This is a genomic window from Ralstonia mannitolilytica (assembly GCF_000954135.1).
Taxonomy (GTDB): Bacteria; Pseudomonadota; Gammaproteobacteria; order Burkholderiales; family Burkholderiaceae; genus Ralstonia; species Ralstonia mannitolilytica.
Window position 1 is genome coordinate 3,142,544 of record NZ_CP010799.1, and the last position, 12,453, is coordinate 3,154,996.

A 12,453-nucleotide genomic window follows, 5' to 3' on the forward strand; every position below is an offset into this window, starting at 1 on the left:
GGAGAAGCGCTGCGCAGCACCGAGGGCCAGTGCGCCGTTACGCCCGCTTACACCGCGGGAAGAACGCTTACAAACGGCGGTCATCGCGGCCGCAATGCGGGGCGTTTTTGGAGACATGGATCGCAAATGGGACGAGATCCATGTATCTGGAGTCCCGCCACTATCCCGCTTGTTCCGCTCAAGGAGTCTCACATGAAAGTCGCTCAATCCCTGGCCGCCCTGATCGTTGCCGGTGCCTTCGCAGCCCCGGTGTTCGCAGCTGGCACCGCGTCCGCACCGGCCGCCGCACCTGCTTCGGCTCCGGCCGCCACGGCTGCGGCAGCTGATACGGCCTCCGCGCCGAAGGCCGACACCAAGCACGCCAAGAAGAAGCACCACGCACACCAGAAGGCCAGGGCTGCCGCCAAGTCGGAAGCCAAGACCGACGCAGCATCGGCCCCGAAGGCCGCCGAGCCGGCCAAGCAATAAGGCTCGCTTTGCCGTCAGGAACGCCGGGCTCGCCCGGCGTTTTCCATTGGCGCGCGCGGCCGCATCGGTGCTCTACAATGGCGCGCCCTCCACTTCTGCTCGCGCCCTTCCCATGCTGCGTCGTCTCGCATCCTCTGCGTTGCCTGCCTGCCTCGTGACCGCATCGCTGTGCGCGACATCCGCGCGGGCCTCGGTGGCGGATGCGCCTTCATCCGACTGGAGCGTGGCCGTCGGCCCGGCGGTCTACGTGTCGCCCAGATATCCGGGCGCGAAATCGAGCTTCGTGTTTCCGTGGATCGATCAGGAGATCGAGTACAAGCATCGGTTCTTTTCCAAGGGGATGGACTTTGCCGGCGTGTACCTCGCCAACAACGACACGTGGCAGGTGGGCGGCAACTTCCAGTTCGACCCGACGTGGCGCCATGCGCATGACGACGCGCGGCTGAATGGCCTCGGCAATGTCAACGCCACGGTGCGCGCGAAGGCGTTCGCGCAGGTCACAGTGTCGTTCCTCACGCTGTCCACCGATGCGGAGCAGGACATTCTTGGCAATCGCCAAGGGTTGATCGCCAATGCCGATGCCTACGCGAGTGCGCCGGTCGGCCGCTGGCTGTTCAGCCTCGGCACGGGCGTGTCCTGGACGAACGGCCAGTACATGCGCACGTTCTTTGGCGTGGACGATGGGCAGAGCGCGCGTTCGGGCTTGCCTGTCTTCGTGACGCATGCCGGCGTGCGCGACCTGCACGTCAACGCCATCGTCAGCTGCAAGCTCGACGACCGCTGGACGGCCAACGGCTCGGTGACGGTTGCGCGGCTGCGCGGCGATGCGGCAGGCAGCCCCATCACGCAGCGCCGCCAGCAGACCACGGCGATGGCGTCGCTGACGTACCGCTTCCGCTGAATTCCCCGTCGCACGTGTGCGCCCACGCGGCGCAATCGCTTGCGCAACGCACGCCGCGGCTTGCCTCGGCAACGGTTTTACGCGAGCCAATCCGGACATCACACCAGAAGTTGCGCAGCGTGCATCTCACCCAAACGGACCATGCTTCCTTTTCGCAACAGGCATGCACCTGGACTAGCGCAAGTGATCTCGCTTTTTTGATAGTCTGTTCTGCAAGCGGCGATCAACCCGATCGGCGCGTGGGCGGCGAGCGGTGTCCGTCATGAAACCGACACGCCCGCAAGACAGGAGGGCTTGACCATGTTGCGGTGGATTGCAAACTGGGCCTTGAACCATGCTCCCTCTCCCGAAAAGCAGGCCGAGCGCGCGCTGAGCGAGTTGCGCATGGAGCTGTACCAGGCAGAGCAGCGCGTGCTCGACGCGCAGATGCACGCCGACTATTACCGCGCGCGCATCACGTTCCTGGAAGACGTCGTCAAGAAGGGCATCGAGCGCGTATCGGACCAGCGCAAGGGCAAGCAGGAAAGCGCGCATGCGCTGCGCGCAGGGCTGAAGTTCACTGCCGAGCTGTGGCGTGAATCGCAGGCACGCGAGCCGCACGCGATCAAGCGGCGCACGGCCATGTCGTTCATCGAGCCGCACGACGCGCAGGCCGACGACTCGCATGCGCCCAAGATCCACCACTTCTCCAAACTGCCAGTCGACTCCCCGTTCGACGACAACGTGAGTGCGTTGCCGTCCAAGCACGCCGCAAGCGAGAAGCTGTAGCGCGCGAACTGGCCGCCGATTGCAGTCCGCACTGCCAATTGGCCGGATACGTCGACATGGTGCCGCCTATGGCGCGACCATCGACACGCCGTACTGCGCAAAGATGCGCTGTAGTTCGCCACTCGCGCGCAATGCGTTCAGCGCCTCTTCCAGCGCCTGCGCCAGGGCGCGCTGATCCGCCTTCACCGCCATCCCGATCGCCCACCCGCGCGCAGGCAGCAGCGGCGACTGAAGCTGCGTGACGGCAAAACGCGCGGCAGGCTGGCCCTGTGCCTTGAGCGCGCTTTCATACTGCGCGCGTGTCACCATGGCTGCGACGATCTCGCCCGAGAACAACGCACGCAATGCCGCATCGGCGTCGGCGTAGATCTTCACCTTGTCGCGCAGCAGCCCCTGGCCGGTGGAGAGCAACGCATTGGCGCCGGCCGAGCCGCCCTCGGCACCGGTGGCCTGGCCCACGAGATCGTCGAACCGGCTGACCTGCGGGATGCGTTCACGGTCGTACGCGAGCACGAACTCCTCGCGGTGATACGGCGCGAAGATCAGCACCTGCGGGTTCTCCCGGATGAAGGCGGGGTCCACCGGCACGTGCAGCATGACGTCGGCCGGGCCATAGCCGAGGTAGTGTCCGCGCCACACCATGTTGCGCAGATCGTCCGACATGCTGTCGTCGCTGGCGTCAAACGGCAGCAAGGCGGTCGACAAGCCCATCTGCCTGCTCAGCGCACGGGCCAGCGCTACGTCGATCCCCTCGAACTGGTCGCCGACGTTGCCCGAGAACGGCGGCAACCCCTTGTACAGCGCGATCTTCAGGCTGCCGCTCGCGCGGATCTTCGCCATGTCGGCGTGCGCCGGCGCGGCGGCCGCGAAAACGGCGGCCACGGCAACGCACAGGCCGACAAGGCGGCGGCAGACGCGTCCTATGTCCAGCAACGGACGGGGGCTCATGGGCTTCTCCTGGCAGGTGGGCGCCGGTGCACCGCCGGGCACGCCGGCGGGCGGCCAGGCCTCAGTCTTTGACGCGGCGCGATTCGAGATACGTCTTGATGGCCCAGACGGCTTCCTGGCTCAGCACGCCTTCAAACGGCGGCATGTAGACGCGGCCGTCGCGGGTGCGCCCCTTGCGCACCGTCGCCGTGAAGTACTGCGAAACCTCGGCGTAGCAGGCCTCCTTCTTCTTGGCGTCGGCCAGCGACATGCAGTCGGTATCGAGCTTGCGCAGGTCGGGGGCGATGCCGCCGGAGATGGCCTCCAGACCGTGGCAGCGCGCGCAGTTCTGGTTGTACGCAGACGAACCGATGCGCTGCGCCTCGTCGTGCGCGGGCCCCGTGCGGTATGGATTGTCCTGACGCCAGTCGGCGCCGAGTTGCGGTAAGGTGTGCGTGTCCACGGCCTGCGGTGTCACGTCGCCGTGGGCGGTGGCGGTGGCGGGCAGTCCCCCGGCCAGAAGCGCGCAGGCGGAAAGCAGCGCGAACACGTTGCGTGGCGTTTTCAAGAGTGTCTCCTGTGTGTTGTGGAAATGCGTTTTGGAGACATTTCTGCAAAAGCCATACCAAGGTGCTGACGCGGCGATCCGCACAGGCGGCATCGCAAACGGGCTTGCGCCCGACGCCACAGCGCGCATGACACGGGTGCTCAGGAATGCAACACGCTGGCAAGCGTTTTGCTTCATGGCGCAACACTTCCGGCATGCCGACCACCGCAAGCCGGGCGACCCGCTCACAGATGGCGGGCGACTTCAAGGAGACAACCATGACCCACCCCGCGGCAGCCGCCCAGCGCGCCTCCGACAGTGCCCCCGCCACGCCCGGTGAAACGCCGGAACATGATCAGCCCGAGCTGATCGCCCAAGCGCACGAGCGCTCGAAGTCGTATGGCCTGCGCCGGTATGAATCGCCCGATTTCTGCCCGGTCCAGCAAAGCGAGCTGAGGACGCAGATCGAGCGCAGCCAATCGCTGTTCACGCACGCGCTGCCGGTCATGGAGACGCTCTACAGCCAGATCGTGAACACGCAGAGCATGGTGATCCTGACCGATACGTCGGGCCTGATCCTGCATTCGCTCGGGGACGACGACTTCCTCGCGAAGGCCAGCAAGGTCGCCCTGCAGCCCGGCGCGTCGTGGTCGGAAGAAAGCCGCGGCACCAATGCCATCGGCACCGCCCTGGCCGAGAGCAAGCCCACGCTCGTCCACGGCGCCGACCATTACCTCGAAGCCAACCGGTTCCTGACGTGCTCGTGCGCGCCGATCTTCGACCCGTACGGCAAGACGGTGGGTGCGCTCGACGTCACGGGCGACCATCGCGGTTTCCACAAGCACACCATGGCGCTGGTGCGGATGTCGGCCCAGATGATCGAGAACCACCTGTTTGCCAACGCGTTCCAGGACGTCGTCTGCATCCACTTTCATTCGCGTCCGGAGTTCATCGGCACGCTGGTCGAGGGCATCGCGGCATTCACGCCGGCGGGGCGGTTCCTGTCGGCCAACCGCAGCGGGGAGTTCCAGCTCGGGCTGTCGATCCGGTCATTGCACGCGCATACCTTCTCGTCGCTGTTCGGGCTGTCGATGTCGCAGTTGATGGACGCGGCGCGCCGCGCGCCGGCGGGCGTCGTGCAATTGCAGCTGCCCAGCGGCGTCAAGGTGTTCGCCCGTGTCGAATGGAAACGGCCGGGCAGCCCGATCGCAACGGGCGCCCTCGAGAACGATGCCACCGGTGCGCGCAATACCGCCTCGGCACGCCGGGCCTACGCCGAGCCAGCGCGCCAGGCGGCAAGCCTCGACGCGCTGGACACGGGCGACGCGCAGATCAAAAGCGTCATCGGCAAGCTGCGCAAGGTCATCGGCAAGGACATCACGATCATGGTGCTGGGCGAGACCGGCACCGGCAAGGAGCTGCTGGCGCGCGCCATCCACGCCGACAGCCCGCGCCACGCCGGCCCGTTCGTCGCCGTCAACTGCGCGTCGATCCCGGAAGCGCTCATCGAGTCGGAACTGTTCGGCTACGAAGAAGGCGCCTTCACCGGCGCACGCAAGAAAGGCGGCATCGGCAAGATGGTGCTGGCCAATGGCGGCACGCTGTTCCTCGATGAGATCGGCGACATGCCGCTGCACCTGCAGGCCCGGCTGCTGCGCGCGCTGCAGGAGCGTGCGGTATCGCCGCTGGGCAGCAGCAAGCTCGTCCAGGTGGACGTGGCGGTCGTGTGCGCGACCCACCGCAACATGCGCGAGATGGTCGCCAGCGGACAGTTTCGCGAAGACCTGTACTACCGCCTCAACGGCCTGGTGGTGCGCCTGCCGGCATTGCGCGAGCGCAGCGACCTCGACGCGGTGGCCAACAAGCTGCTGCAGCAGGACCAGGCCGGCGCGCCGCCGCTCAGCGCATCGGTGGCGCAGATGTTCCGCAGCTACCACTGGCCCGGCAACATCCGCCAGCTCAGCAACCTGCTGCGCACCGCCTGCCTGATGGCCGAGGGGGCGCCGGAAATTACCGAAGACCACCTGCCCGACGATTTTCTTGAAGACTGGCACGCGCGGCACGGCACACCGGCGGCCCCCACGAATGCCGCCGCGGCGCCGGCATCGCCCGCGCCTGTCGCTGAAGCGGGCACGCAGCCCACGCGCCTGGCCGATGTCGAAACCATGGCGATCCTGGCGGCAGTGAAGGCGCACAACGGCAATATCTCGGCGGCGGCCAAGGCGCTGGGTATTTCACGCAACACGGTCTACCGCAAGATCGACGAGGCCGGCGGCTTGGCGCGCAGCGACTGAACCGCCCGCGCTGCGGATGGCCGCCCGCAGCGCCTGCACCATCTTGCCGACTGCCAGGTGTCCGCCCGGCACCCACACCAGCCTTGCCTGCGGTATGACGGCCTGCACGCGCCGCGCGTTGGCCGGCCTGCAAACGTTGTCGTCCTGCCCATGCAGCAGCGTCACCGGAAGCCCGCGTGCGCCGATGCGCGCCGCCGCCGCAAGCAGGGCTGGTTTGCCCAAGCCGGCACGGCGCATCAGGTAGTGCGCCTGGATCTGGTACTTGCGCAGCGTGTCCATCTGCTTCTGCTGTGCCGGCCTGGCCCGCCGCGCGGGCGGCAACCTCAGCAGACGGCGCTCCGCCTGCTGCCACTGCGCGGCAATGTTCAATTTCTGAACAGGTGTCCCACGCTGCAACAGTCGGGACGCAACAACGAGCCGCCCGCGCGCCCCCGGCAGGCCCTGCCCCATGCGGCGGGTGCCGCGCAGCAGCGCCCGCCCCGCGCCGCGCGCGTTGAACAGCGCCTGCACATCATCGAAGCCGGTGAGGAACGTGCCGCGCAGAACCAACGCCGACACGGCCTGCGGAAAGCGATCGGCGTAGGCCACGGCAAGCGCCGCGCCCCACGACCCGCCGACCACGCCCCAGCGCTCGATGCCAAGTGTCTTGCGCAACTGCTCCAGGTCGGCGAGCAGCGCGGGGACGGTGTTGCGGCGGCGCGTGCCGGCGGGCGCCGAATGCCCTGCGCCGCGCTGGTCCGGCAGCACGACGCGATGCCGCAGCGGGTCGAACCACGCCGCCATGGCGGGCTGGCAGCCACTGCCCGGCCCGCCATGCAGCACGAGCCACGGCTCGCCGTGCTGCGGGCCGCATTGCCGCACGTGCAAGCGGTGGGCATCCGGGGTGCGCAGGTCAAACCGGATCGTCTCGTCGGGCCAGGCAGAAGCGGGCATGGATGTTGCCTTTCACACGCTGCGGCGGCGTCGGGCAACAGGCCTGCGCCCGCCGCACAGCAAGCCCTTGCATTCACTAACTATGCCAACCCTCTAGGAGGAGACATGAACTGGACGACGCCCGCCTACACCGAACTGCGACTGGGTTTCGAGATCACGATGTACATCGCCAATCGCTGATGCAAGGCGACTGAAGACACAGCGCTCTGCGGGCCCGCCGACGTTCCACGGCGGGCTTCTTTTCTCTGCGCCATCACCTGGCCGGCTTCTTGCTCGATCCGCCCATCACGCAGGTTCTGCATCATGACGACACTCAGGGTTCTTGGCTCGGCCGCCGGCGGCGGTTTCCCGCAGTGGAACTGCAACTGCCGCAACTGTGACGGCGTGCGGCGCGGCACGATCCGCGCGACGGCGCGCACGCAATCGTCCATCGCGCTCGGCGACGATGCGCACCACTGGATCGTGGTGAACGCGTCGCCCGACATCCTCGCGCAGCTGCGCAACAGCCCCGCGCTGCAGCCGGCGCGCGCGCCGCGCGACACCGGCATCGTCAGCGTCGTGCTGATGGACGCCCAGATCGATCACGTGACCGGTCTGCTGATGCTGCGCGAGCACCAGCAGGCGCTGCCCGTGTATGCCTCGGCCGCGGTGCTGAGCGACCTGTCGACCGCGTTCCCGCTCACGCGCATGCTGTCGCACTACTGCGGGCTCGATACGCGCGTGCTGCCGCTGGACGGCACGGCGTTCTCCATCCCGCCGCTGGAAGACGTCGCGTTGACCGCCATACCGCTGCAGAGCAAGGCGCCGCCGTACTCGCCCAGCCGCAACGCGCGCCGCACCGGCGACAACATCGGCCTGCGCATCGTCGACCGCAAGAGCCGCAAGCGGGCCTTCTATGCGCCGGGCCTGGCCTGCATCGAACCGCACGTGCTCGATGAACTCGGCGCCGCCGACGTGGTGCTCGTGGACGGCACGTGCTGGACCGACGACGAGATGCGCATGCTCGGCTTCTCCACCAAGACGGCGGCCGACATGGGACACCTGGCGCAATCGGGGCCTGGCGGCATGATCGAGACGCTCGACACGTTGCCGGCCACGCGCAAGATCCTCATCCACATCAACAACACCAACCCCATCCTCGACGAAGACTCGCCGCAACGCCGCGAGCTGGAGGCGCATGGCATCGAGGTGGCCTACGACGGCATGGAGATCCGGCTATGACGCACCCCGTTGCGTGGACCGCCGAAGAATTTGAAGCGCGCCTGCGCGCCAAGCAGGCCGGCTACCACATCCACCATCCGTTCAACCGCCGCATGCGCGCCGGCGAGTGCACGCCCGAAGAGATCCGCACCTGGGTGGCCAACCGGTTCTACTACCAGGTCAACATCCCGCTCAAGGACGCGGCCATCCTCTCGAACTGCCCCGACCGCGAAACGCGCCGCGAGTGGATCGTGCGCATCCACGACCACGACGGCAATGACACGCAGCCCGGCGGCATCGAGAGCTGGGTGCGGCTGGGCGAGGCCGTTGGCCTCACGCGCGAGGCGCTGTGGGACCACCGACATCTGCTGCCGGGTGTGCGCTTTGCCGTGGATGCGTACGTCAATTTCGCCAGGCGCGCGCCCTGGCAGGAGGCCGTGTGCTCATCGCTCACGGAGATGTTCGCGCCCGACATCCACAAGGAGCGGCTGGCCGGCTGGCCGGAGCACTACCCGTGGGTGCAGCCCGAGGGGCTGGCGTACTTCCGATCGCGCATTCCGCTGGCCTCGCGCGACGTCGAACATGGCCTGCGCGTGACACTGGCGTATTTCCGCACGCCCGAGCAACAGCAGCGTGCACTCGACATCCTGCAATTCAAGCTCGACATCCTGTGGTCGATGCTCGATGCCATTCAACAAGCCCACGCCCATGACGCTACCCGTGTCTGACCCGCTCTGCCCGACGCTGCACCGCACCTTCCGCCTGCAATGGGAAGACGCGCAGCAGAGCTGGGTGCTGCTGTATCCCGAGGGCATGGTGACCCTGAACGACAGCGCCGCCGCAATCCTGCAGCGCTGCGACGGCGCCCACACCCTCGACATGCTCATCGATGACCTGCAGTCTGCCTTTGGGGTGCAGGGCATCGCGCCGGAGGTCCACGCCTTTGTCAAACATGCCTTCGAACGCGGCTGGCTCGTTTGAGGCCGAATCGCTGCTGATGCCGGCTGCGCCTCCCATGCCGGGGCCGCCGCTGTGGCTGCTGGCCGAGCTGACCTATCGCTGCCCGCTGCATTGCGCGTTCTGTTCCAACCCGGTCGACTACACGCGGCACGACCTTGAGCTGAGTACCGCGCAATGGTGCGATGTCCTCACGCAGGCACGGGCGCTGGGCGCGGTGCAGCTGGGCCTCTCCGGCGGCGAGCCGCTCCTGCGCAAGGACCTGGAGACGCTGGTGGCGCACGCGCATGGCCTCGGCTTCTACGTGAACCTCGTCACCTCGGGGGTGGGCCTGACGGACCAGCGCCTTGGTGCGTTGCGCGCAGCGGGGCTCGACCACATCCAGCTGTCGTTCCAGGATTCCACGCGGGAGCTCAACGACTTCCTGTCGAGCACGCGCACGTTTGACCTCAAGCGCCGCATCGCCGGGCTCATCAAGGCGCACGGCTACCCGATGGTGATGAACTGCGTGATGCACCGGCACAACCTGCCGCACGTGGGCGCCATCATCGACATGGCGCTGGAGATCGGCGCCGAATACCTGGAGCTGGCGAACACGCAGTACTACGGCTGGGCGTGGGAAAACCGCCTCGCGCTGATGCCCACGCTCGAGCAGCTGCGGGAGGCGGAAGCCGTGGTCAACGACTACCGCACACGCATCGGCAACCGATGCCAGTTGCTCTACGTGGTGCCCGATTACTTCGAGCAGCGCCCGAAGAAATGCATGAATGGCTGGGGCACGACGTTCCTGGGGATTGCGCCTGATGGCGTGGCATTGCCCTGTCATTCGGCACGCATGCTGCCGGGGCTCGCGCTGCCCAACGTTCTGCAGCAGCCGCTGCGTGAGATCTGGCAGACCAGCGATGCCTTCCAGCGCTTTCGTGGCACGCATTGGATGCCCGAGCCCTGCCAGTCGTGCGACGCGCGCGAAGAAGACTTCGGCGGCTGCCGCTGCCAGAGCTATCTGCTCACGGGCGATGCGACCCGCACCGATCCGGTGTGCGGAAAATCCGCCGATCACGGCGCGCTGCAGAAGGTGGTACTGCAAGGCCGGATGGCCGCGGTGAACGGCTTCGGCCAGATGCGCGACGCCCGCACTGGTGAAGTCCCGATCCTCTTCCGTACCGACGCCAACTCGCGCCGCCTGACACGGGCATAGCGACAAAAATGGGCCGGATGACGCCGGCCCAGCGTGCTGGCGAACGCAGGTCAGGAACCCCCGTTCAGAATCCATGCCACGAGCTGCCTGGCCTCGTCGTCCTTGAGGTTCGGATGCGGTGGCATGGGGATGCGGCCCCACACACCCTTGCCGCCTTCACGCACTTTCTGCGCGAGTTTGGCGGGCGCGTCGGCATCGCCCTTGTACTTGGCGGCCACGTCGGCAAACGCCGGGCCGACCACCTTGGTCTTCATGCTGTGGCACGAAAAGCAGCCGCTCTTCTCCGCCAGGGCCTGCATGTCGGGCGCCGCATGCGCGGGCGCCGCACCGAGGGCTGCAGCCGCGAGGGCGAGCAGCGAAAACACTCCATTGCGCGTAATCACGTTCGAATACTCCATGAAGCCGCAGACGCCGCGCGCCGCTACGGGCGCGCGGCAATCGGCAATGCACGTCAGCTCTTGTGCAGCTTGAATACCCAGACCGAACCGCCCTGTTCCAGGAAGTTCACGCGCTTGGCCACTTCCCCGCCCCACAGCGGCACTGCGCCACCCCAACCCGAGACGACGGCCACGAACTGTTCGCCGTTGTCCTCCCACGTGACGGGCGGCGCCACGATGCCGCTGCCGGTCTGGAATTTCCACAGCTCCTTGCCGGTCTTCGCGTCCGCCGCCTTCAGGTAGCCTTCGGGCGTGCCCCAGAACACCAGGCCGCCGGCGGTCGTCATCACCCCGCCCCACAGCGGCGCGCCGTTCTTGATCTGCCATTCGACCTTGCCGGTCTTCGGATTGATCGCCCGCAGCGCGCCGATGTAATCGTCATTGAGCGGCTTGATGGTGAAGCCGGCACCCAGGTACGCCGCGCCCTTCTTGTAGCTGATCGGCTCGTTCCAGATGTCCATGCCCCATTCGTTGGCCGGCACGTAGAAGAGGCCGGTCTGCGGGCTGTAGGCCATCGGCATCTGGTTCTTGCCGCCGAGGAAGCCGGGTGCGGCGAATACCGACTTGCCCTTCTTGTCTTCACCGGTGGCGGCAGCCGGATCCCCAGGGCGATGGTCGGGCGAGTAGTTCGGGCGCCCCGTCTTGAGGTCGATGCCGGTGGCCCAGTTCACCTTCACGAACGGGAAGGCGTTGAGCAGCTTGCCCGTCTTCGCGTCGTTGACGTAGAAGAAGCCGTTGCGGTCGGCCTTGCCGCCCACGCGGCGGCCGTCCATGTCGAACGTCACGAACTCGTTCACGCCGTCGAAATCCCAGCCGTCGTTGGGGGTGTTCTGGTAGTGCCAGACGATCTTGCCGCTGTCGGGATCGATGGCCAGCGTGGAAGACGAATACAGGTTGTCGCCCTTGCGGATGTGGCTGTTCCACGGCCCGGGGTTGCCGGTGCCGAAGTAGGCCAGCCCCGTCTGCGGGTCATACGTGCCGCCCAGCCACGTCGATGCGCCGCCGGTCTTCCAGGTCTCGCCCGGCCAACTGGCGTTGAGCGTGCCGGTCATGCCGTTCTCGACCTTGTTGCCGTCCTTGTCGTACTTGTAGCCCATGTGGCCTTCGACGGTCGGGCGGGTCCAGATCAACCGGCCCGTCTTGGCATCGCGCGCTTCCACGCGGCCCACCACGCCGAACTCGCCGCCCGAGACGCCGGTCAGCACCATGCCTTTCACGATGAGGGGGGCGGCGGTGTAGGAGTAGCCGGCCGCATAATCGTCGATCTTCTCCTTCCACACGACCTTGCCGGTGTCCTGGTCAAGCGCGATCAGCTGCGCATCGAGGGTGCCGAAGATGACGAGGTTGTCATACAGCGCCGCACCGCGGTTGACCACGTCACAGCACGGCATGATGCCCTCAGGCAGGCGCTGCTCGTACTTCCACAGCTTCTGGCCGGTCTTCAGGTCAATGGCGTAGATGCGCGAGTACGACGCGGTCACGAACATCTTGCCGTTGTGGATGACCGGCTGCGCTTCCTGCCCGCGCTGCTTTTCGCCGCCAAACGAGAACGACCACGCCGGCACGAGCTGGCTGACGTTCTTCGTGTTGATCTTGGTCAGCGTCGAGTAGCGCTGCCCTTGCGGGCCCATGCCCCAGCTGAGCACGTCGCCGGGGGATTTGGCGTCGTTGTCGATCATGGCGTCCGTGACGGGGGGCGTCGCCGCATGCGCCGCAAGGCTTGCCGCTACCACGGCAGCTGCAAGCGCGATCACTCGTAGTGTCCTCATTCTTATCTCCTCTACCTCTTTCTTTGTGGTCCAGGTCCGGCAGTGTGATGTCAC

The 12,453-nt window shown here is 66.9% G+C and carries 14 protein-coding genes; 9 read left to right on the top strand and 5 right to left on the bottom strand.

Annotation, left to right across the window (positions count from 1 at the left end; translation table 11 throughout):
- Positions 1-192 precede the first annotated feature (192 nt).
- The 3 genes from TK49_RS14805 (at position 193) to TK49_RS14815 (ending at position 2,137) form a co-directional block, all read left to right on the top strand.
- Positions 193-468, top strand: a complete 276-nt coding sequence (locus tag TK49_RS14805; RefSeq protein WP_045787384.1) for a hypothetical protein — start codon at positions 193-195, stop codon at positions 466-468.
- A gap of 112 nt (positions 469-580) precedes the next feature.
- The gene (locus TK49_RS14810) at positions 581-1,369 is read left to right on the top strand and encodes a MipA/OmpV family protein (protein ID WP_045787385.1); all 789 of its coding nucleotides are present in this window, start codon (positions 581-583) and stop codon (positions 1,367-1,369) included.
- A 327-nt stretch (positions 1,370-1,696) separates the two neighbouring features.
- Positions 1,697-2,137, top strand: a complete 441-nt coding sequence (locus TK49_RS14815) for a hypothetical protein (RefSeq protein ID WP_233902585.1) — start codon at positions 1,697-1,699, stop codon at positions 2,135-2,137.
- A gap of 66 nt (positions 2,138-2,203) precedes the next feature.
- On the opposite strand, the gene TK49_RS14820 is transcribed toward TK49_RS14815, so the two are convergent.
- Both TK49_RS14820 and pedF read right to left on the bottom strand, forming a co-directional pair.
- A complete protein-coding gene (locus TK49_RS14820) occupies positions 2,204-3,085 on the bottom strand; it encodes a substrate-binding periplasmic protein (protein WP_045787387.1) in 882 nt (293 codons plus the stop codon).
- A gap of 61 nt (positions 3,086-3,146) precedes the next feature.
- Positions 3,147-3,632: a cytochrome c-550 PedF gene (gene pedF / locus TK49_RS14825; protein WP_045787388.1), complete on the bottom strand. Its 486-nt coding sequence runs from the start codon at positions 3,630-3,632 to the stop codon at positions 3,147-3,149.
- Positions 3,633-3,889: 257 nt separating this feature from the next.
- Between pedF and TK49_RS14830 the strand changes: the two genes are divergently transcribed.
- Complete coding sequence (locus tag TK49_RS14830; RefSeq protein ID WP_045787911.1) at positions 3,890-5,905, top strand: sigma-54-dependent Fis family transcriptional regulator; 2,016 nt, start codon at positions 3,890-3,892, stop codon at positions 5,903-5,905.
- On the opposite strand, the gene TK49_RS14835 is transcribed toward TK49_RS14830, so the two are convergent.
- Positions 5,846-6,838, bottom strand: coding sequence for an alpha/beta fold hydrolase (locus tag TK49_RS14835; protein WP_045787389.1), 993 nt, complete (start codon positions 6,836-6,838; stop codon positions 5,846-5,848). The two genes, TK49_RS14830 and TK49_RS14835, sit on opposite strands and share 60 nt — an antisense overlap.
- Before the next feature lie 105 nt (positions 6,839-6,943).
- On the opposite strand from TK49_RS14835, the gene pqqA reads away from it, so the two are divergent.
- From pqqA to pqqE, 5 genes are all read left to right on the top strand, one after another.
- Positions 6,944-7,018: a pyrroloquinoline quinone precursor peptide PqqA gene (pqqA, locus tag TK49_RS24205; RefSeq protein WP_009277446.1), complete on the top strand. Its 75-nt coding sequence runs from the start codon at positions 6,944-6,946 to the stop codon at positions 7,016-7,018.
- Between the two features lie 123 nt (positions 7,019-7,141).
- A complete protein-coding gene (pqqB, locus tag TK49_RS14845) occupies positions 7,142-8,059 on the top strand; it encodes a pyrroloquinoline quinone biosynthesis protein PqqB (RefSeq protein WP_045787391.1) in 918 nt (305 codons plus the stop codon).
- A complete protein-coding gene (pqqC, locus tag TK49_RS14850) occupies positions 8,056-8,766 on the top strand; it encodes a pyrroloquinoline-quinone synthase PqqC (protein WP_045787392.1) in 711 nt (236 codons plus the stop codon). Before pqqB ends, pqqC begins: the two co-directional genes overlap by 4 nt.
- Complete coding sequence (gene pqqD, locus TK49_RS14855) at positions 8,747-9,019, top strand: pyrroloquinoline quinone biosynthesis peptide chaperone PqqD (protein ID WP_045787393.1); 273 nt, start codon at positions 8,747-8,749, stop codon at positions 9,017-9,019. Before pqqC ends, pqqD begins: the two co-directional genes overlap by 20 nt.
- Positions 8,991-10,193, top strand: a complete 1,203-nt coding sequence (pqqE, locus tag TK49_RS14860; protein ID WP_045787394.1) for a pyrroloquinoline quinone biosynthesis protein PqqE — start codon at positions 8,991-8,993, stop codon at positions 10,191-10,193. Before pqqD ends, pqqE begins: the two co-directional genes overlap by 29 nt.
- 50 nt (positions 10,194-10,243) lie before the next feature.
- Here the strand turns inward: pqqE and TK49_RS14865 are convergent, their stop codons facing one another.
- Positions 10,244-10,591, bottom strand: coding sequence for a c-type cytochrome (locus TK49_RS14865; RefSeq protein ID WP_373994651.1), 348 nt, complete (start codon positions 10,589-10,591; stop codon positions 10,244-10,246).
- A gap of 53 nt (positions 10,592-10,644) precedes the next feature.
- A complete protein-coding gene (locus tag TK49_RS14870; RefSeq protein ID WP_045787395.1) occupies positions 10,645-12,399 on the bottom strand; it encodes a PQQ-dependent methanol/ethanol family dehydrogenase in 1,755 nt (584 codons plus the stop codon).
- Between the last annotated feature and the right edge of the window lie 54 nt (positions 12,400-12,453).